Source organism: Amycolatopsis nalaikhensis (genome assembly GCF_030264295.1).
In the GTDB taxonomy this organism is placed as follows: domain Bacteria; phylum Actinomycetota; class Actinomycetes; order Mycobacteriales; family Pseudonocardiaceae; genus Amycolatopsis; species Amycolatopsis nalaikhensis.
In genome coordinates this window covers 4,249,360-4,269,420 of the sequence record NZ_CP127173.1, presented here as the reverse complement: position 1 = coordinate 4,269,420, position 20,061 = coordinate 4,249,360, and the positions used below count along the sequence as shown (strand labels likewise).

19 protein-coding genes and 2 pseudogenes are annotated in these 20,061 nt (G+C 68.8%); 13 read left to right on the top strand and 8 right to left on the bottom strand.

From position 1 onward, the window contains the following. Positions 1-104 precede the first annotated feature (104 nt). Positions 105-1,577 carry a GAF domain-containing protein gene (locus QP939_RS21175; protein ID WP_414641943.1) on the top strand — a complete coding sequence of 491 codons (1,473 nt, stop codon included), beginning with the start codon at positions 105-107 and terminating at the stop codon, positions 1,575-1,577. 5 nt (positions 1,578-1,582) lie between these two features. Here QP939_RS21175 and QP939_RS21170 read toward each other — a convergent pair whose 3' ends face one another. Continuing rightward, complete coding sequence (locus QP939_RS21170; RefSeq protein ID WP_285458531.1) at positions 1,583-2,560, bottom strand: NAD(P)H-dependent oxidoreductase; 978 nt, start codon at positions 2,558-2,560, stop codon at positions 1,583-1,585. Between the two features lie 98 nt (positions 2,561-2,658). Here QP939_RS21170 and sigJ point away from each other — a divergent pair, with 98 nt between their 5' ends. The 5 genes from sigJ to QP939_RS21145 all read left to right on the top strand — a co-directional run bounded on the left by sigJ (position 2,659) and on the right by QP939_RS21145 (position 6,667). Beyond that, positions 2,659-3,519, top strand: coding sequence for an RNA polymerase sigma factor SigJ (sigJ, locus tag QP939_RS21165; protein WP_285458530.1), 861 nt, complete (start codon positions 2,659-2,661; stop codon positions 3,517-3,519). Between the two features lie 63 nt (positions 3,520-3,582). Continuing rightward, positions 3,583-4,380 (top strand): SGNH/GDSL hydrolase family protein, encoded by a 798-nt coding sequence (locus QP939_RS21160; RefSeq protein ID WP_285458529.1) that lies wholly within the window; start codon positions 3,583-3,585, stop codon positions 4,378-4,380. Beyond that, positions 4,359-4,937, top strand: coding sequence for a TetR/AcrR family transcriptional regulator (locus QP939_RS21155; RefSeq protein WP_285458528.1), 579 nt, complete (start codon positions 4,359-4,361; stop codon positions 4,935-4,937). Before QP939_RS21160 ends, QP939_RS21155 begins: the two co-directional genes overlap by 22 nt. Before the next feature lie 17 nt (positions 4,938-4,954). After that, a complete protein-coding gene (locus tag QP939_RS21150; protein WP_285458527.1) occupies positions 4,955-5,668 on the top strand; it encodes a DUF2786 domain-containing protein in 714 nt (237 codons plus the stop codon). Between the two features lie 78 nt (positions 5,669-5,746). Further along, positions 5,747-6,667, top strand: a complete 921-nt coding sequence (locus tag QP939_RS21145) for a DMT family transporter (RefSeq protein ID WP_285458525.1) — start codon at positions 5,747-5,749, stop codon at positions 6,665-6,667. Here QP939_RS21145 and QP939_RS21140 read toward each other — a convergent pair. Continuing rightward, positions 6,610-8,727 carry a putative bifunctional diguanylate cyclase/phosphodiesterase gene (locus QP939_RS21140; protein ID WP_285458524.1) on the bottom strand — a complete coding sequence of 706 codons (2,118 nt, stop codon included), beginning with the start codon at positions 8,725-8,727 and terminating at the stop codon, positions 6,610-6,612. The genes QP939_RS21145 and QP939_RS21140 overlap by 58 nt on opposite strands. Positions 8,728-8,740: 13 nt before the next feature. Continuing rightward, a complete protein-coding gene (locus QP939_RS21135; RefSeq protein ID WP_414641944.1) occupies positions 8,741-9,559 on the bottom strand; it encodes an SAM-dependent methyltransferase in 819 nt (272 codons plus the stop codon). A gap of 179 nt (positions 9,560-9,738) precedes the next feature. Between QP939_RS21135 and QP939_RS21130 the strand changes: the two genes are divergently transcribed. The 5 genes from QP939_RS21130 (at position 9,739) to QP939_RS21110 (ending at position 15,340) form a co-directional block, all read left to right on the top strand. After that, positions 9,739-11,040 carry a cytochrome P450 gene (locus tag QP939_RS21130; RefSeq protein WP_285458523.1) on the top strand — a complete coding sequence of 434 codons (1,302 nt, stop codon included), beginning with the start codon at positions 9,739-9,741 and terminating at the stop codon, positions 11,038-11,040. A 126-nt stretch (positions 11,041-11,166) separates the two neighbouring features. Continuing rightward, the gene (locus QP939_RS21125) at positions 11,167-12,039 is read left to right on the top strand and encodes an alpha/beta hydrolase (RefSeq protein ID WP_285459806.1); all 873 of its coding nucleotides are present in this window, start codon (positions 11,167-11,169) and stop codon (positions 12,037-12,039) included. Between the two features lie 246 nt (positions 12,040-12,285). Beyond that, a complete protein-coding gene (locus QP939_RS21120; protein WP_285458522.1) occupies positions 12,286-13,233 on the top strand; it encodes a ParA family protein in 948 nt (315 codons plus the stop codon). Next, a complete protein-coding gene (locus tag QP939_RS21115; protein ID WP_285458521.1) occupies positions 13,230-13,949 on the top strand; it encodes a Rho termination factor N-terminal domain-containing protein in 720 nt (239 codons plus the stop codon). Before QP939_RS21120 ends, QP939_RS21115 begins: the two co-directional genes overlap by 4 nt. 5 nt (positions 13,950-13,954) lie before the next feature. Further along, entirely contained in the window at positions 13,955-15,340 is a 1,386-nt protein-coding gene (locus QP939_RS21110) for a CBS domain-containing anti-phage protein (RefSeq protein ID WP_285458520.1), read from the top strand. Positions 15,341-15,422: 82 nt separating this feature from the next. Here QP939_RS21110 and QP939_RS21105 read toward each other — a convergent pair whose 3' ends face one another. Further along, positions 15,423-15,791: a cupin domain-containing protein gene (locus QP939_RS21105; RefSeq protein WP_285458519.1), complete on the bottom strand. Its 369-nt coding sequence runs from the start codon at positions 15,789-15,791 to the stop codon at positions 15,423-15,425. Positions 15,792-15,906: 115 nt separating this feature from the next. Continuing rightward, positions 15,907-16,323 (bottom strand): contact-dependent growth inhibition system immunity protein, encoded by a 417-nt coding sequence (locus tag QP939_RS21100; RefSeq protein WP_285458518.1) that lies wholly within the window; start codon positions 16,321-16,323, stop codon positions 15,907-15,909. A gap of 167 nt (positions 16,324-16,490) precedes the next feature. Between QP939_RS21100 and QP939_RS21095 the strand changes: the two genes are divergently transcribed. Both QP939_RS21095 and QP939_RS21090 read left to right on the top strand, forming a co-directional pair. Then, complete coding sequence (locus tag QP939_RS21095) at positions 16,491-16,688, top strand: hypothetical protein (RefSeq protein ID WP_285458517.1); 198 nt, start codon at positions 16,491-16,493, stop codon at positions 16,686-16,688. Further along, positions 16,685-17,416: a DUF2637 domain-containing protein gene (locus QP939_RS21090; RefSeq protein ID WP_285458516.1), complete on the top strand. Its 732-nt coding sequence runs from the start codon at positions 16,685-16,687 to the stop codon at positions 17,414-17,416. Before QP939_RS21095 ends, QP939_RS21090 begins: the two co-directional genes overlap by 4 nt. A 155-nt stretch (positions 17,417-17,571) precedes the next feature. Here QP939_RS21090 and QP939_RS21085 read toward each other — a convergent pair. The 3 genes and pseudogenes from QP939_RS21085 to QP939_RS21075 all read right to left on the bottom strand — a co-directional run. Further along, positions 17,572-17,704: pseudogene (locus QP939_RS21085) on the bottom strand (transposase); the annotation flags it as partial. Between the two features lie 31 nt (positions 17,705-17,735). Beyond that, positions 17,736-19,220, bottom strand: coding sequence for an ISL3 family transposase (locus QP939_RS21080; RefSeq protein ID WP_285459805.1), 1,485 nt, complete (start codon positions 19,218-19,220; stop codon positions 17,736-17,738). Between the two features lie 168 nt (positions 19,221-19,388). Further along, positions 19,389-19,979: pseudogene (locus QP939_RS21075) on the bottom strand (transposase); the annotation flags it as partial. Positions 19,980-20,061: the final 82 nt, after the last annotated feature.

Sequence of the window (20,061 nt, the reverse complement as noted above, 5' to 3'; positions counted from 1 at the left end):
CTCGTTGCTCGGAGTGACGGTTTTCCCGGGTGGCGGCGAAGGTAGGCGGGGCAACGTTGCACGCGCGTTGCAGCCCTGTGAGCTGGCTCTCTACGCTGGTGGACGTGGCAGAGGCGCCCGAACCGGAGCTGCTGCGCGACCCCGAGTCGTACGCGCGGCTGCTGGCGCACGTCCGTGAGGCGGTGCTGCTGGGCGTCCCCGGGCCGCGCCCGCCACGCTCCGTGGTCTCCGACTCGTGGAGCCGCTCGCTCGCCGCCCGTGTCGACCCCGATGACGGCGAAGCCCCGTTCGTGTACGACTCCGACGCGCTCACCGCGCTCCGCGAGGCGCACCCGCTCGCGCCGGTACTGCCGGTGCTGCGGCAGATGCTGGTGAGCATCGCCGACGACGCCGAGCACGTGATGATCGTGACCGACGCGGACGGCCTGATCCTCTGGCGCGAAGGTGCGGCGGGCCAGCTGCTGCGCGGCGACCGCGTCGGCCTCACCGAGGGCACGCAGTGGAGCGAGGCGGCGATCGGCACGAACGCCATGGGCACGGCGCTGGCCACCGGGGAGCCGGTGCAGATCTACTCGGCCGAGCACTTGGTCCGCCGCTACCACACGTGGACGTGCGCGGCGGCGCCGGTGCGCGACCCGGAAACCGGCGTCCTGCTCGGCTCGATCGACGTCAGCGGGCCGTTGCGGACGGTCCACCCGGCGATGTTGTCGCTGGTCACGGCGACGGCGCAGCTCGCGGAGGGGCAGCTGCGCGCCCAGCTCGCGGTCCGCGACGAGCGGCTGCGGCGGATCAACATGCCGCACCTGGAGGCCCTGCGCGGCCGCCCCGGCGCGCTGCTGTCGGCGGGCGGGCGCGTGCTGGCGTCCCAGGCGTGCCTGCTGCCGTCCACAGTGGACGTCCGGCGCGGCGGCGGGACGGTGGCCCTCCCGGACGGCCGCCTCGCGACGGTCGAACCCCTCGACGAGGGCTACCTGCTCCGGCTGTCGTCGTCACCCGGCGCGCACCGGGCGAGGCTGCGGCTCGAATACCTCTCCGACGGCGCCTGGTCGACCACTGTGGACGGTCGCGAGGTGCCGTTGACGTTGCGGCACGCGGAGATCCTGACCCTGCTCGCCCTGCACCCGAACGGGCTTTCGGCCGAGCGGCTGGCGTTGCAGCTCTACGGCGAGACCGGCAACCCGGTGACGGTCCGCGCCGAGATCCACCGCTTGCGGTCCCAGCTGGGCGCGTCGGTGGTGCAGACGCGCCCGTACCGGCTGGCGGCCGACGTCGACGCGGACTTCGCCCGCGCGAAGACGTCGTTGCGGACCGGCTCGCCCGCCGACGTCCTGCGCGTCTTCCGCGGCCCGCTGCTGCCGGAGTCCGAGGCCCCGGCGATCCGCGAGGAGCGGGAGACGCTCACCGCGCAGGTGCGTCAGGTGGCCCTGAACAGCGGCGACGCGGGCGTGCTGTGGTCGTTCTGGGAAACCGCCTGCGGCGTCGACGACCTCGCGGTGCTGGACGCGCTCCTCGAGACGCTCCCGGCGGCGGACCCGCGGCGGGCCGCCGTGACGGCCCACCGCGCCCGCCTCGCCTGACGCCGTCAGGGCTCCAGGTCGGTCACGCCCTTGCCGGTCGCGATGTCGAACGGCACCGACGCCTGGTCGTGCACGATCACCCAGCCGCCACCGGTGTTCCGGAAGACGAACGTGGCCCGGACCCACATGCCGTCGGTCACCACGCCGTTCTTCAACGTCCCGCTGACCCGGCCGAAGCCGTGTCCCACCGCGAGATCGCCGCTCACGGCGATGTCGAGGTCGCGCAGCTCGTAGTCGACCTTCTCGAAGATCTCGAACACCTTCGCCCAGTTCGCCAGCTTCGCGTCGGTCCCGACGTGCTGCAGCGGCGGTTCGACGTCGAAGGACACGACGTCCGGGGCGTAGTTGCGGCCCAGCGCCTCGAGGTCCTTGTTCCGCAGCCCGTCGATGACGGCGTCCAGCCGGCGCCGGATCGCGGCCTCCGCGTCACCCGGCCGCAGCGTCGCCATCGCCTTGCTCCACGCGACGACGTGGTCGAGCAGCAGGTCCAGCGCGGGCTCCTGGTACTCGCCCGGCTTGAAGACCGTGCGGTCCTCGAACTCCGTCGCCAGCGGCAGCGTCACCTGCGGGGCGACGTCGGCCAGCTGCAGCGCCCCGCAGACCAGCCGGAGCTGCTCGACCGAGCGGGCGCCGCCGACGCCGCCGTACGAGACGAACCCGGCCGCCTTGCCGTTCCACTCGACGTGGACGTGGTCCATGGCGTTCTTCAGCACGCCGGGCAGCGAGTGGTTGTACTCCGGCGTGACCAGCACGAACCCGTCGCAGGCGGCGACGGTCCGGGCCCACGCCCTGGTGCGCTCGTCGGCGTACTCGCCCGAGAAACCGGGCGGCTCCTCGAGGTGGGGCAGCGGGTGGTCGCGCAGGTCGATCAGCTCGAACGCGGCGTCGGTGCGCTTGGCCGCCCGCTCGTGGACCCACCGGGCCACCTGGTCCCCCACGCGGCCGGGACGGGTGCTGCCCAGCACGATTCCGATCTTGGTCATCTCTTCTCCCCTGTTCGGTCGGGTGCGACCACTACGACGAAACGGCCCCGCGGAACGTCAGGCCTGACGATCGGGAACGCTGTGTCGTCGGAGGAGTCATGACCACACCGGAGCCGGTCGTCGCCGAACGACCGCACCTGCTCAACCTCGCCTACCGGCTGCTCGGCTCGCTGGCCGAAGCCGAGGACGCCGTACAGGAGGCGTACGCGCGCTGGTACGCGTTGTCCCCTTCGCAGCGCGAAGCGATCTCCTCGCCCGGCGCGTGGCTGACGACGGTCGCCAGCCGCATCTGCCTCGACGTCCTCGGCTCGGCGCGGGCGCGACGCGAGCGGTACGTCGGCGAGTGGCTGCCCGAGCCGGTGCCCGACCAGCCCGACTCGGTCGCCGACCGGATCACCCTCGACGAGTCGGTCAGCATGGCCTTCCTCGTCGCCCTCGAAGCGATGACCCCGCCGCAGCGCGTCGCGCTCGTGCTGCACGACGTCTTCGGCTACTCCTTCGCCGAAGTCGCCGAAATCACCGGCCGCACCCCGGGCGCGTGCCGCGAGCTGGCTTCCTCGGCCCGCCGCCGCATCCGCACGGCCCGGCCCGTGCTCACCCCGGCCACCCGGCAGGCGGATCTGGTCCGGGACTTCAAGCAGGCCTGGGAAGCGGGAGACATCGCCACCCTGGTCGGCCTCCTCGACCCCGCGGCGACGTTGACCGCGGACGGCGGCGGCGTGGTCCGCGCCGCCCTGACGCCGGTCGAAGGCGGCGAGGTCGTCGCGCGGTACGTCGCCGCCCTCTCCGCCGGCGGGCTGACGCTGGTCGAGCGCACGGTCAACGGCCTGCCCGGCCTGCTGCTGCGGCGCGGGGACGAGCTGGTGGCCGTGTACGCCTTCGACGTCGCCGACGACCGGATCACGCACATCTGGGCGATCCGGAACCCGGCCAAGCTCCGGCCGTGGACCGCGGAGTAGACACCGTCTACAGAAGTTGATAGACAGTGTCTACAAGGTGAACCACGGGTTACGGAGATCGGGATGAGCTACCACCGTTTCGTCGTCCTCGGCGACAGCTGCGCCGAAGGCCTCGACGACCCGTACCCGGACCAGCGGGCCTACCGCGGCTGGGCGGACTTCGTCGCGGCCCGCCTCGCCGAAGACGAGCCCGGCTTCCGCTACGCCAACCTCGCGGTCCGCGGACGGCGGCTCGACCAGATCGTCCCCGAGCAGGTCCCGGCGGCGACGCGGTTGCGGCCCGACTTGATCGCGCTCTTCGGCGGCGGCAACGACGTCATGAGCCGCGGCTGGGACGCGCGGACCGTCGCCCGCCGGGTCGACGCCGCCATCCGCGCCTGCACCGAGATCGCGCCGGTCGTCGTGACGTTCACCCTCAGCGACGTCTCCCATCGGATGCCGCTCGGCCGCCGGATGCGGCCGCGGATCGTCGCGCTGAACGACGCGATCCGCGAAGCCGCGGTCAGCTACGGCGCACGGCTCGTCGACCTGTGGCCGGACCAGGCCGTGACGGACTCGCGGTACTTCGGCGCCGACCGGCTGCACCTGTCCGCCCACGGCCACCGGCGGCTCGCCGCGTACGTGCTCGACCGGCTCGGCCTGGCGCCCGACCCGGCGTGGCTCGCGCCCCTGCCCGGCGCCCCGGCCCCCGGGAGCTGGCGCGCGGACCTGCACTGGCTGCTGCACGAAGTCGTCCCGGTCGCCGTGACGCGCACGCGCAACCGGCTGATCGGCCGCCAGCCCGGCGACGGTTTCTTCCCGAAGCGCCCGGATCTGCTCCCCATGACCCGGGACGAGGCGTGGGCACCCGGCAACGCCTGATCACGACGGCGTCGGAGCTGCTCGCCGAAGAGGGCGTCGGCGCGGTGACGTTGCGCGGGATCGCGAAGGCGGCCGGGGTGTCGCACGGCGCGCCGTTGCGCCACTTCTCCGGCCGCGCCGAGCTGCTGTCCGCCGTCGCGACGCTGGGTTTCACCGAGCTGCTCGGCCACCGTGTGCACCTCCCGGACGGCAGCCCGCGCGAGCGGCTCACCGCGGCCTGCCACGCGTACGTCGACTTCGCGCTGCGGCGCCCGGCGATGTTCGAGCTGATGTTCCGCCGCGACTTGATCGACTCGGAGGACCCGGCACTGGCGGCGGCGAGCAGCGCGGTGTTCGACGAGTTCGCAGCCCTGGTCGCGGCGGTCGGCGGCCACGGCGGCACAGATCCCCGGCTGGTCGCGGCATCGCTGTGGGCGGCGTTGCACGGGTTGGCGCAGCTGTGGCTGTGGGGCGGCCTGGCCGGGGCGAGCTTCGCGCCGTCACCGGAGGCCGCGCTGGCCGTCACCCTCGACGCGTACCTCGACACGCCGACCCGATCCACGGGCCCGAACACCTGATCGAATACCCTCCCTCCATGACCGAGTCAGACCCTCAGCTCGAGCGCATCCGCAAGCTGCTGGCCAAGGCCGAGGATCCGGCGGTCACCGAGGCGGAGGCCGAGGCGTACAACCAGAAGGCCGCGGAGCTCGTCGCGCGGTACGGCATCGACCAGGCCATGCTGGCGGCGGCCGGGGCGAGCACCGACGAGATCGGCACGCTGAAGATCCCGATGAACGACCCGTACAGCCGCGACAAGGCGAGCCTGCTGACGTCGGTCGCGTACCCGATGCGCTGCCGGACGTTGCTGCACCGCTACGGCCAGAAGGTCGAGAGCGTCACGGTGTTCGGTTACCACTCGGACCTCGGCCGGGTGGAGCTGCTGTTCACCAGCCTCCTGCTGCAGGCGACCACGCAGCTGACGCGCGTCCGCCCGGGCGGCTTCTTCCCGGGCGAATCACTGGCGGCCTACCGGCGGACGTGGCTGCACGGTTTCGCGCGCGCGGTGTACGACAGGCTGTCGAACGCGGAGCAGGAAGCGGTCCGCACCGCGGTCCAGGGGTCGGCGGAGCTGGTGGTCCGCGACCGGGCACAGATGGTGCAGCACGCGTTCGACGCGGAGTTCGGCGACCTGCGCTCGGCGGCCCCGCGCAGGCTGTCGGGCAGCGGCTACCTCGACGGCCACGACGCGGGCACGAAGGCGAACCTGGACCCGTCCGCCCTGACCCGGCGCCAGAAGGCGCTGCGCTGACTTCACTGTAGAAACCCTTAACGGTCGCTCCAGAACTCTTCACTTGTCCTGACAGATCTTCTCGGCCACCGTGAAGAGGTGACTGGTGGACGGGGCGCCTCGACGCGCATAGCGGTACTGGCCTTGCTGTGGGGCTCGGGTTTCCTGTGGATCAAGCTGGCCCTGACCGGGCTGAGCCCGGTCCACCTCACGCTGGTCCGCTGCGCGCTGGGCGCGTTGACGTTGCTGGTGATGGCGTTCGCGACCGGCCAGCGTCTTCCGCGTAACCGCAAGACCTGGGGACGTCTGGTCGTCGCGGCCTTCTTCTGCAACGCCCTGCCGTTCGCGCTCTTCAGCATCGGCGAGCGCACGGTCGACTCCGGCATCGCGGGCGTCATGAACGCCACGACACCGTTGTGGTCACTGCTGATCGGCGTCGCGCTCGGCACCGAACGCCGTCTGAGCCCGGCGCGGCTGCTCGGCCTCGCCCTCGGTTTCGGCGGCGTCCTGGTGATCTTCGCGCCCTGGGAGCAGTCGGGTCTGCTGAGCACCGGCGCGCTGGCACTGCTCGGCGCTGGGCTGAGTTACGCGATCGCGTTCGCTTACATGGCACGGAAACTGCCGCCCGGCGGCGCCCCGCTCGCCCTCTCGGCCGCGCAGCTGATGACGGCCACCGCGTTGACGGCGCTCGCCCTGCCCGTCTCGTCCACGGCGCCGCGGCTGAACCTGACCGCCGTCGGCGCGGTCGTGGTCCTCGGCGTCTTCGGCACCGGCATCACGTTCTACCTGAACTACCGGCTGCTGACCGACGAAGGCCCGACTGCCGCCGCGACGGTCGGCTACCTGCTGCCCGTGGTGTCGGTCGGCCTGGGCGCGCTCGTCCTCGGCGAACCGCTGACCCCACGCATCGTCGGCGGCATGGTGATCGTGCTGGTCGCCGTCGGCCTCACGCGGTGGAAAACTCAAGCTCCAGCGAAGTGCCCGACGAGCTCACCCGCCGGACTGGCCGTCTCGAAGTAGTCGCCGGTGGCCAGCTCCGCGCCCGCCGTGCGCCACCAGTCCGCTTGGTCGCCGCTGTGGACGCCGTCGACCACAAGCGTCGCGCCGACCTGGCGCACCAGGGGCACGAGCGCGGCGAGGAACGTCGAGTCCGCCCACGCCTGCCACTCGGTGAGCCTGCGGTCGACGCGCACGATGTCCACCGGCAGGTCCTCGACCGCCCGCAGGTCGTCGGGTCCCAGCCCGAACTCGTCCAGCATCACGCGCACTCCGAGGTCGGCGAGCGCGGTCACGTTGTCGATGACACCGGACACCGGCAGCGCGCCGACCGGGACGCCGAGCGTCAGCTGCTCCGGCGGCAGGCCGGTGTCCGCCAGCAGCCGCGTGACGCGCGTGCCCAGTGCGTCGTCCGACACCTGGTGCCCGGTGAGCCCGGCGACCATCGGCAGGCCGAAGTCCGCACGCTGGCGCCACCATTCGGCCTGACGGCTCGCCGCGCGCAGCAGCCAGTCGCCGAGCGGCAGGATCAGCCCGGTCGCCTCGGCGAGCTCGGCACAGCGTTCGTGCGCCAGCGGCGGCTCATCCGGCCGGTCCCAGTGCAGGCGCGCCTCGACGCCCGCGACCTCGCCGTCTGCCAGCCGGGCCATCGGCCGGTACCGCACGCTGATCTCGCCGTTCTCCCACGCGCCGGCCATGCCGACGGCGAGCGCCTGCGTCCGCCGGTCCTGGGCGTCGGCGTCGCGGTCGAACATCTTCCACTGGCCGCGTCGCCGCGCTCTGGCCCGCCGCAGCGTCTGGTCGGCCTCGCGCAGCAGCTCCGCCGGGTCGATGCCCTTCGACGGCCGGTGCACCACGCCGGCGCTGGCCGAGAGCGCGAGGCCGTGGCCGTCGACGAAGAACGGCTCGGCGAGCTCGTCGTTGATCGCGCGGACGATCGTGGCGATGTCGGGCGTCGTCGCGGAGTTCTCGACGAGGATGCCGAACTCGTCGGCGTGGAACCGCGCGATCATGGCCTTCTCCTTGGCCATCACACTTTTCAGCCGCTGCGCGAAGTGCACCAGCAGCTGCTCGCCGATCCGGCGGCCGAGGCTGTTGCAGACCATGCCGAACGCGTCGAGGTCGACGTGGAACAGCGTGACGCCGTACTCCGGGTCCGCGCGCCGCAGCGCCGCCTCCAGGTGGGTGCCGAAGTACTGGCGGTTCGGCAGCCCGGTCAGCACGTCGTGCAGGGCCTGGCGGCTCAGTTCCCCTTGCAGCAGCATGAGTTCCGTGCCGTCCTCGACCACGACGACGAAGTGGGCGGGCCGGTCTTCGGCGTCGCGCAGCAGCGACGCGGTGAGCGAGATGCGCGTGACGTCGCCGTCGCGGCGCAGCAGCCGTTGCGACTGCCGGACCCGCTCCTTGCCGCCGTACACCAGCGACCCGAGCGCCTCCCGCAGCACGTCGACGGAATCCGGGTGGACGACGTCGTACAGCACGGTGCCGGTCAGCTCGCCCGCCGGGTGCCCGAGCATCTCGGCCAGCGCCGCGTTGGCCCGCACGACCCGGCCGTCGAGCGCGACCAGCGCGATGCCGCTCGCCGAAGACGTCACGACCTCGTCGAAGCGCGCTTCGCTCTGCTTGAGGTTCCACTGCGCGTCCCGCACCGCCTTGAGCAGCGACAGGTGCATGATCTCCTGCTGGTCGAGCACGCTGCGCTCGTGCGCGAGCAGGAACCCGCACGAGAGCGCGCCGAGCGTCAGCGCGATCCGCTCGGCCGCCACCGGCCGCAGCTCGGCCAAGGTGGGCAAGCCTTTGCCGAGGACGTCGAGGGTGCACCGCAGCCCGGGCTCACCGACGTAACCGAGGCCCACCAGCCGTTTGCCGATCGCCTCGGCGGACGCGGTGTCCGCGGACGTGCCGCGCAGGCATGCGCACAGCGTGTCGAGCATGCCGCGGAGCTCGAGGTCGAGATCTTCGCGGCTGAGGGAAACGACGGTCACGCCACTGAGCAGGTAAGCCCATTTCCGGGCGAGCACGGTCCGCCCGCGGTCCGGGTCGGGACCGGCGGGCTGCTCCGGGATGGGATCGATCTTCGGCATTTCGTGGTGCCATTCAGCTTTTGCGGCCGATTCCGGCGTAGACGAGCATGTTCATCGCGGTCGCGTCGGAGATGTCCGCCGGCCCGGACGGCCGCCACTCCCCGCAGCCGACGAGCCCGGGTTCGACGATTTCGAATCCGGCGAAAAGGGCGGAAACCTGGGCGTGCGTCCGCAGCGTCACCTGGTCGGGACTCTTGCTCTGTTTGATCACGTCGGTCGCTTCGTCGAGGTTTTCGCCTTGGTTGTCGCCGGTCACGTGCGTGATCGCGAGAAAACTGCCGGGCGCCAGCGCGGCGCGGTACCGCCCGACCAGATCGAGCGGATCCGACTCGTCCGGAATCCAGTGCAACATCAGCAGCATCAGCAGGCCGAGCGGTTCGTCGAGATCGAGCAGTCCGCGCACCTGCGGTGATTCGAGGATCTTTTCCGGATCACGCATGTCGGCCTGCACGACGGCGGCGTGGTCGTTGCCCGCCAGCATCAGCTCGCTGTGCGCGACGGCCACCGGATCGCGGTCGACGTACACCACGCGGCACTCCGGGTCGCGCGCCTGCGCGACCTCGTGGACGTTCGCCACGGTGGGGATTCCCGAGCCGATGTCGAGGAACTGGCGGATCCCGTGGTCGGCCATGAACCGGACCGCGCGCCCGAGGAACGCGCGATTCACGCGCGCGGCGTCGCGGAGCCCGGGCATCGCGCGTTCGATCTGTTCCCCGACCGCGCGATCGACGGCGAAGTTGTGCCCGCCGCCCAGCATGAAGTCGTAAGTGCGGGCGATGCTCGGCACGGAGATATCGACACCCGGTGGAACCCATTCCGGTGATCGGGTCACGAAGAACACCTTCTCAGTCTGTCGGACCGGAAAGAGCTTAGCGATTCCCGCCGGTTCGTCTACTGCGCCATCCGCGTGAGCGCACACCACCCGATCGGGCACTGTCCCGTTCGGCCGGACGCGCCTACCGTAGGCCCTCTTCTCGGGAAATCCACAGAATGGCGCAACGAGGAGTCCGCATGACCGTCCCGGTCGCACCGGGCCGGTGGCCTTTTCTCGGGCACACTCCGGCACTGCTGCGGCAACGCTTCGCATTCACCAGTTCATTGCACGAACACGGCGAGATCGTAAAACTTTATCTCGGCTCGGCACCCGCGTACCTCGTCACGAGCCCGCGGCTGACGCACGAAGTGCTGGTCACGGCGGGCCCGAAGTTCCGCAAGGGCGCCATGTTCGACAAGTTCCGGCCGTTCGTCGGAAACGGCTTGGTGCTTTCGAACGGCGACTTCCACCGGCACCAGCGCCGCTTGATGCAGCCGGCGTTCCACCGCGACCGCCTGGCCGCGTACGCCGAAATCATGCGTCGCGCGGCGGCCGAGCTGAGCGATTCGTGGCGACCCGGCGAAGTACGCATGATCGACGAGGACCTGCAGGGCCTCGCGGTGACGATCGTCGGCGAAGCGCTGTTCTCGACGGAGCTGGGGAATGAGGCGATCGAGGAGGCCCGCCGCTCCATTTACCTGATCATCCAGCAGGGAATGATTCGCGCGTTGTCGCCGAAGTTCGTCGAAAAGCTGCCGATTCCCGGGAACCGCCGGTTCGACGAGGCCATCGGCCGGATGCGGGCGATCGTGCTCGAGGTGATCCGCGAGTGGCGGGCGGAGGGCGTCGACCGCGGCGACCTGCTGTCGACGTTGCTGCTGGCCGGCATGACGGACGAGCAGGCGCGCGACGAGGTGCTCACGCTGCTCACGGCGGGCATCGAGACGACAGCGCTGGCGTTGGCGTGGACGTTTCATGAACTAGGACAGCACCCGGAGGTCGAGGCTCGGGTGCACGCGGAGATCGACGAGGTGCTGGGCGGCCGTCCGGTGACGGTCGAGAACCTCGGCGAGCTGACGTACGTCCGCCAGGTGGTCGACGAGGTGCTGCGCCGCTACCCGCTCTGGATGCTGATGCGCCGGACGCTGGAGGAGGTCGAAATCGGCGGCGTGCGCCTGCCGGAGGGTGCGGAGGTGATCGTGAGCCCGCACGCGCTGCACCACGACCCGGCGTCGTTCCCGGACCCGGACCGGTTCGACCCGGATCGCTGGTCCCCGGAGCGCGCGGCGGAGCTGCCGAAGGGCGCGTTCGTCCCGTTCGGGGCGGGCAACCGCCAGTGCATCGGAAACCGCTTCGCCCAGAACGAAATCGTGATCACGGTGGCCACGGTGGCCGCGCGCTGGCGGCTGGTCCCGGTCCCGGGCAGGCCGGTGCGCGTGAAGTTCACGTCGGCCGCCTACCCCGACAGCCTGCCGATGACGGCAGTTCCCCGTAGTTAGCCAGGAGGTCGTTCCCCCGTGCTCCGCGCCCGACTTTGTGCTGCGCTCTTGCTGTTGCTCCCGTTCCTGGTACCGGTCCCCGCGAGCGCGTCGGTGACGTGCTCGGACCTGGACGTCCCGATCTCGATGGGCTTGCTGCCCGAGACGATGCACGGCCGCCTGTGCGCCCCACCCCAGGCGACGACGGTGGTGGTCCTGATTCCCGGAGGGACGTACAACGAGTCCTATTGGGACATCGGGTACACGCCGGAGATCAGGTCGTTCCGCCTGGCGATGAACCAGGCGGGCATCGCGACGTTGGCGTTGGACCGCTTGGGAACGGGCGAGAGTTCGAAGCCGCTGAGCACGTTGCTGAGCGCGTCAACCCAGGCGACGGCGGCCCACCAGGTGATCAAGTCGATCCGCCCCCGTTTCGAGAAGGTGGTGGTGGGAGGCCATTCGATCGGAGCGGCGATGGCGATGATCGAGGCAGGCAACTACGGCGACGTGGACGGCGTGCTGGTGACGGGGATGACGCACCGGATGAACCTGATCACGGTGATCCCGGTGCTGGCGAACATGATCCCGGCCCCACTGGACCCGGCGGTCCCGGGCCGCGACCCGGGTTACCTGACAACGAGCCCGGGAACCCGCTACCAGGCGTTCCACACACCAGGGCCGTTGGACGAGGGAGCGATCGCGTACGACGAGTCCACAAAGGACGTGTTCGCGGCAACGGAGGCGGTGGACAGCCTGACGCTGACAACGGTGGTCACCCCGGCATCCCAGCGGATAAGGGTCCCGGTGCTGCTGGTGGTGGGCAACGACCCGCATTTCTGCGGAGTACTGGGAAGCGACTGCTCGTCCCCTGAAGCACTGCGAGCATCCGAGGTCTCGTTCTTCGGGGGCCCGCTGCAGACGTACATCCTGAACAGCTACGGCCATGCGATCAACTACGCCCCGAACGCACCGACGTACTTCGGCGTGGTGTCGAACTGGCTGAAGTCTACGGTGTCGTAGCCACCGATTAAACGACAGAAACTGGACAATAACCGCCAATAACGTGACACTCCGTCCACGGTTCTCACCGGGTCGGCCGTAGAAGTACGACAATGGGCCTAACCCGTAGAGCACGCAGCGTCGATGCGTCAATCAACCGGTTGCTTTCGGGATGGAGTTTCTGCGAAGGTCGTAGGCCGGACCGGCGAGCGGATCCGATCATCGTTCGCCGGCACCGACGAGCACGAGACCACCGGGGAGAAGCGCATGCGGGTCGTGGCGGTCATGAACTACAAGGGCGGGGTGGGTAAGACGACTCTCACCGCGAACCTCGGCGCGGTGGCCGCCAGCCGTGGCTTGCGTGTACTTCTCCTTGACCTCGATCCGCAGACGAATTTGACGTTCTCGTTCTTCTCGATCGATGACTGGCACCTCAAGCTCAAGGACAACAATCGCACGATCAAGCAGTGGTACGAAAGCGAATTGCCCGGAAGGGACACGTCACTGGCCGACCTCGTCGTCACGCCGGAGCGGGTCAACCAGGTTCTGAGCGGCACCGGCGGACGGCTCGACCTGATCTCTTCGCATCTGGGCCTCATCGACATCGATCTGGAGCTCGCCGCGCGACTCGGTGGGGCGACCACACTCGACGGATCGAAGCGGAAGTTCCTGGACCTCCACAGTTGCCTGCGGAATGCGCTGCGAGACAACCACTTCGCGGAGTACGACCTGGTGCTCATCGACTGTGCTCCGAACTTCGGCATCGTCACCAAGACGGCGATCGTCGCCAGTGAGCAGATCCTCGTTCCGGCCAAGGCGGACTACCTGTCCACGCTGGGATTGGACTACCTGGTGGGCAATTGCCGCGGCCTGGTGCAGCAGTTCAACGACTTCGTGAACCACAAAGGCGGCACCCGGGATCACCGTCCGATCGACCCCGGCATCCTTGGGGTCGTCTTCACCATGGTGCAGATCTACTCGCAGCAGGTGACCGCGGCGCAACAGGTCTACATCCAGGAAGTACTGGTGAACTCACGAGTACCGGTGCTGGAGAGCAGCATCCGCAACAGCCCTCGCCACTTCGGCGACGCTGGTGAAACCGGTGTACCGGCGATGCTGCGCGCCAACAGCCGAGATGAGGTCGTCCGGGAGTTCGACCAACTGGCCGACGAGGTGCTGAACGCGCTCGAGCTGGCGTCAGGTGATCAGCGGTGAGCGACCTGAAGAGTTTTGTGGCCCTGCAAGCCAAGTTGTACGAATTCCTGCTGCGCCAGGACGAGGCCACACTCCAGGCGTTGGCCAGCGGCGCCGCGCAATTGGCAGTGCTCGGCGCTGGCGAAACTCCACCCTCGCCGCCGGCCGGCCTGCGAGCCGAACCCTCCAGCGATCCATTGCAAGCGGCTCAGGACCTCCAAAGGCCGTCGTCAGTACAAGAGCGACGGGCCTACCTGCACGCCACTGGTTTCACTGTGATGGATTTGAAGAAGGTGGCCAAAGCATTGGGCTTGCGCAACTACAGCGGACTCAGGAAGGCCAACGTCATCGACCTGCTCGCCGGGCACGACCCGGGCCGCGCTGCCGCGCCCACCGCCGAGCCGAACCACCCAGCTCACCCGGCTCCTCCGCCGCCAGACGACGAACCGGATACCAGGCAGCACGTCGGCCGAGACGAGGTACAGCCGGCACGGGTGACGACCAGGCCGGAAATCGACGCGGCCGCTATCGCCTCGCGGCTGCGCGAGATCGACACCGAGGAAGAGGGGGGCGTATACCTCCAGGAGCAGCAGCTCGACCGGGAGGGCTTGCTCGCCGTCGCCGCCGAACTGCAGCTCACGCGCGTCGAACGCCTAAGTCAGAAGGAATTGAGGCGGCGGGTGCTCAAGCAAGCCATCGGTGCCCGGCGCAAGTTCGCCGGTCTGCGGAACTGGTGACCGCGGTGGGCGAGGAGACCGGAGGCCGCTCGATGTACCTGATCGACGGTCGCCGCGTCATGGTCTCTGATCTGCTGGCCGCGGGTCTGATCAAAGCCGGCGCGAAGCTCCGGTTCAAGCGAAAGCGCGTCGGTGCCACGTTCGACGCGACCGTGACCGACAACGGGCGGATCCGCCTCGAGCCCGCTGGGGAGGAGTTCCGCTCTCCGTCGCGCGCGGCCATGGTGGCCGCCGGGATGCGGGCGGTGGATGGCTGGCGAGCGTGGGTGGTGGTCGACGAGGGCCGTCTGCTGGACGCTGTCCGGCAGGAGTTCCTCGATCAGACGATCTCGACCGCGGCGGCCGCGACCGACCAGCCGACCGAGGACTCGACGCGTCACCGCATCCACGAGTATCTGCGGCAGGCGCGGAGACGCGCCGATCAGCAGGACCCCGAGCGCATCTCCGTCCGCGAACTCCTGAAGTTGTGGGGCGCGAAGGACCGCGGCGACCAGGTCAGTCAGATCGAAGCGGACCTGGCCAACCACGGGCTGGTGACCTCACCCGGTTTCCGCGCGGTCACTCTCGACACGGTGGTATCGCTGACCACGCCTCGCGACGACCCGGAGGAACCCACGACCGCGGAGTCCGTCGATATCGAAGATCTTCCGGCCACTGAGGGCGATGAGGAAGGCAGCGACCTGAACGTCCGCCTGACGGTCGGAAATCTGACGCCGCTCGATGAGGTCGCGTCGGTCAGCCCCAACAGCGGGCTTGAAGAAGCCATCACCACAATGCTTCTCAACGACTTCTCACAGCTCGCCGTACTCAGCGGACCACGCACCATGCGCGGGGCCGTGACATGGCGCTCGATCGCGCTGGCCATGCAACAGAGGCCCGATGCGAGAGTCGCGGACGCCCTCGTCCACGCAGAGGTCGTCACCTACGACCGCGACCTTTTCGAAGTCCTTCCCACGCTGCAGCAGCGCGAGTTCGTGTTCGTGATGGATGAGAGCAAGGCCGTCAAGGGTATCGTGACGACAGCTGATGTGGCGCAGCGCTACGGCGAGATGGCCACCCCGTACTTCCAAGTGGGTGAGCTGGACCAGACGCTTCGCTGGATCTTGAGCCACGCGTTGGACATTTCGACCGTGCAGAAGCACTGCAGCAGACCGGTGAAGAGCTTCAACGAACTCGGCTTCGGTGACTACCAGCGGGTACTGGAGAAGAAGGACATCTGGGAAAAGCTGGGCTGGCCGTTGGATCGTCAGAAGTTCATCGTCCGGCTGGACGAGATCCGCGAGATCCGCAACAAGGTCATGCACTTCCACCCTGACCCGGTCTCCGAAGAAGCCATTGACATGCTGCGGAACTTCAACAGCCTGCTGCACCGATACCGCGATCCGGCCTGACCGGCTGGCGGCACCCGCCACCGTCGCGGGACATGATTCTCGGCTGAGCGACACGCGAGCGCCGCTCAGCCGGTCTGTCGGCTCAGGACCGAGGCTTGGCGTAGTCGTCGTAGCCCTGCCAATCGATGAGAACGCAGGCTTCGTCCCCGACAACCCAGGCATCGTGCCCGGGAGCACAGATCATGAAGTCCCCGGGCCCGAACTCGGCTTCGTCCCCATCGTCCATCCGGACAGCGATCCGCCCGGAGATGACATAGCCCCGATGGGCGGCCTGACAGCTATCGGTCCCGGCGATGGGCTTGACGTGCTTGGACCACTGCCAGCCGGGCCGGAAGGTCGCCCGCCCGACGGCACCTTCCCCGAGGTTGACGAGTTCGAGCTGCCCGGAGCCATCTTCGAACGGCCGGACTTCTTCCGGCTCGTCGAGGCTCATCTTCTGAAGTCCCGCCATGACAACCTCCTTGTCGTCGCAGCCCGGATCGGTCGCCAATGGACACCCGAACCCATGATCGGCAGCCGCCGTCGACCACCACTAGGGCCGGAAGCCCCCATCGATTCTACGGCGGCTACCCGCGCCGGGCCCGGTACTCCGCGATCCCCGCGGCGATGACATCCGCGGGCGCGTGGTGAGCGTCGAGATCCATTCCACTCGCGACGGTCACGATTCGAGTCAGCCGGGCAGCGTGCGCGGCGTGCCGCCGCCAGAACTCGCCGGACAGCCCGAGCACGGCGACCAGCAGGTCGCCCGGGTAGTAGTCACCTTCGGCCAGCGGATTCGCCTCGAGAACGTCCAGCGCGTAGGGCACCAAGGCGTCGACGCCGGTCTGCTGGCCGAGCAGGAGGCGCAGGTCTTCGGCATCGAGCTGGCCCACCGGCTTCCGCCTAAGCTCATGAACGGTCTTCACCAACCGGGACGCGCCGTCCGGCGGATCGCCCCACACGTGGCCGTCGAGCTGCTCCAGGGTCCAGGACTCCACGTACACCCACAGACAAAACAACGCCCGGCACGCGTATCGCGGCCGGGCGGTGTGAACAAAGAACTTCCGGTGGGCCTAACGCTTCAGCATACGAACCGCGAAGTGTTGGTCGAAGGCCTTGAGATCACGATCCGCCCGGTGGGCACCCGTCGTCTGGTGGCGGGTGGTTCCCGATGAGCGGCGACACGATCATCGCCGGGCTGACGGCGTTGCAGGCCGACGGGCTGGCCTGCGTGGTGTGCGGAGCTGACTACCTCGACGTCAGGGTTCCACATCTTCCGGTGGGTCGGTCGGTGACCGGCTCGCAGGTATTCGCCTGCGTCGGCTGCGATCCGGACGCGCGACGCGCGGCGGGAGGTGTGCTGCGGTGAGCGCCACGGCAACCCCTCGGAGGGACCGCGCGCTGTGGGTGCAGTGCGCCTGTACCGCACTGGTGGCGCTTGGCGCGGCGTATGCCTCCTACCGGCACGGCCGCGAGTTCGCGTTGCGGTTCGGTGCCGACAAGGCCACGGCGGCGATCTGGCCGTTGATCGTGGACGGCATCCTGACCACGGCCACGGTCGAGCTGTGGAAAACCAGCCACGGCCGCCGTGCCGGTGGCCGGTGGGCGGCGTGGTTGTCCTTCGTGTTCGGCATCGTGCTGTCGCTGTGCGCGAACGTGGCGGCGGCCCCGGAGCTGAGCGTGTTCGCCGTGGCGGTCGCGGCCTGCCCGCCGCTGGCGCTGCTGCTGGCGGTCGAGTTGCTCAACCGCGCGCTCAAGCGACACCGCGCCGAGACCGCGAACGAGACCAGCACCGAGCCCACCGAGACGGGCGAGACCGGCGACGAGACCGGTTCGGTGGTGCGTCTCGCGGTGGTCCCGGACGAGGCTCGCCCGTCGGCCGAGCCGACCGCCGAGCAGCGGATGTGGGCCTACTACGTGACCGAGCGGGCCAAGGGCCGCACACCGACCGGCGCGGAGCTGGACCGGATCGCGGGGACGAACAACTACGGCCGGCGCCTGCTGCGGCGGTGGCGGCATCAGGGACGGATCATCGACAGTGGCAGGGCAGAGCGTCGGCTACCGGAGCTGGCCAGTGCTGCCGGCGTGTCACCGTGACGCCATGGCCGTGGTGTTAGCGCGGTACGGCCACAACACGGGGAGGAAACCCCTGCGGCAAACTGATCACGGTTCGACGCGACGAAGGCGGCAGCTTCGGCATCAACGTCTGAGGGCTTCGGCATGGCTCAGCTCAGCCTCAGCACTGGCCCGGTCGCGATCCAGAACTTCGCGCCCTCCCCGGCGCCGGTGCCCATCCACAGGCCCAGGACGTCCTTGTGGCCGTCCACGGTGACCCCGATGACCGCGTACACCGGCCGGTTGGCGACCTGGGCCGTCTCGCACCTTGGTTCTGGCGCTGATCTTGTGGTTGGGGTGCTCATCGTGGGGCGAGGAGGATGCGTTTGCGGAGGAGGTCGAGTTTGGCTCGGCCAAACATTTGGCGTTTCAGCATCTTGATGCGGTTGACAGCGCCTTCGACCGGGCCGGAGCTGTAAGGCAGCGAAAGTCCATTGTGGATCGCATCGAAGTCGCGGCGGAGGTTACGGGCGAAGGAAGCCAGCGCCGGCAGGCAGTCCTGTTCGACAGCAGTGATCCATGGTTTGAGCTGGTAGCCGCGGAGCTTGGTCATCATGGTCGCGAACTCGCGGACATAGGTTGCCAGCTGATCCAGTTCTGGTGATCGTGTGGTGATGGTGGCCAGGGCGGCGGTTTCGTCGGTGTCGAGGTGATCGGGGTGCGTCATGATCCAGCTGGTGACTTCCCGGACTGAGGGCGGTTTCGGACCGCGCTGTGCGATGAAGCCTCGTCCGTGGCGGAACCGCCGCAGATAGCGTTGCACGGCCAGTTCCCCACCGCGGTAACCGAGCTTGGTGATCTCTCGATAGAGCTTAGTGGCGTTGCGCTCGCCCTCGTGCCACCGGCGGTGTAGGTATTCGACGTAGTCGTCGACGATGTGAGCTCGCTGTTCGGTTTTGGCGATCAAGTCATCGACCGAACCTGCGGTGACGAGCTTACGCACCGTCGCCGGGTGCAGGCCGAGTTCCCGGCCGATGGCCGCTTTCGACCACCCTTCCGCGTACAGCTCGGACGCCTCGGCGTGCTGCTGCCGTAGTCTCGTAACGATCTTCTTCTCCGGTAAGGATTGCACTATCGATGGTGCCGCGGAAGCAGGTGTCGTCGATATGGGTGGCGCGGCCAGACTCGTGCGGTGCATGTTCACCGTTCGTTCCACGGCCTGGCCCAGGTTCTGCCACAGGTGAAAGCGGTCGGCGACCTGGATCGCCTCGGGTGCGCCGGTGCGTGCACCCTCGGCGTAGCCGCCGGCGCGGTCACGGCAGATGACCTCGGTTCCTGGATGCCGGCGCAGCCAGGTCGCCAGCGCCGCGCCCTCGCGGCTATCCAGCACGTCGACCGGTGTATGGGTGCGCAGATCGATCAGGACCGTGCCATATCGGCGTCCGCGGCGAAAGGCGAAGTCGTCCACTCCGAGCACCGGCACGTGCCCTACCGGTTTCTCCGGTAACGCCCGAACCGCGCGAAGGAGGGTATCCCGCCCAACCGGAATCCCCAACGCGGTCGCGAGCCTGGCTCCGGCACGTCCCGCCATGGCCAGCCCGAGGTGACCAAGCATATCGCGCAGCAATGGAGTATAGCGAGAGTGCGGCCGTGTCAGGCCTGCCACTTGCTCGGCGAAGGTCACCGCAGCACATCCGCCATTGACACAACGGAATCGGCGGACCAGCAACTCGATGACGACCCGCGTCCCGGCCGTCGGCGCATCGGCGATACGACGGAGGTACCGACCGTGAACCACCGTGGACGACACCCCGCAATGCCCGCACTTCCCGCTCTGCCCACGCATCCGGGCGCACACCGTCACCATCCCGGACGAGCGTTCAACCCTGTCGAGCAGTAGTCGGGATAGGTGAGGCCACAACACCCTTTGAGCGTCCACAGTGCACAGCCATCATGATCCGCTAAGCCGCGCACTAGATCACGACGACACGCTTCACAAGATCAGCGCCAGAACCCGCACCTTCACCACGATCGCGTCGATGAAGATCGCAGCGTAGACCGCGTCCAGTGGGCGATGCGCCCATTCCTCCATCTCCGCTACGACTTTGTCGGTGATCCGCGAGATTGTTTCCTTCGAAACCGACGCGCCGTAAATGTCGGCGAAGTGCGCGGAAATCTCACCCGTGGTGAGCCCTTTCGCATACAACGACAACACAATCTCGTCCACATCACCGATTCGGCGTTGCCGCTTCTTCACGATTTGTGGTTCGAACGTGCTTTCCCGATCTCTCGGCACCTCGATCCGCACTTCACCGGCGGCATCCGAAATCACAGTCTTCGACCGGGTGCCGTTCCGGATGTTCGTCGACTCCCGATCCACCTCGGCACGATTCTTCTCGTGGCCGAGGTGCTCGGTCATCTCCTCATTCAGCGCGGTTTCCAACACGTTCTTGGTGAACAGCTTCAACAGCCCGTTCGGGCCGGTCAGCTCCAGCCCCCGCTGCCGGGCCTCGGCCACCATCGCCGCCGCGGCGGCCTGCTCCGGCGACAACTGCCGCGCCGGCTCGGCATCACTCTTACGTGGAGTCACAGCCCCAGATGTCATCACTCACAGTGCCCATCCCGCCGGACCTTCGGCCCGGCGTAGTAAGGGAACTATGCCGATGCGAGTTGATCACGGGGACGTC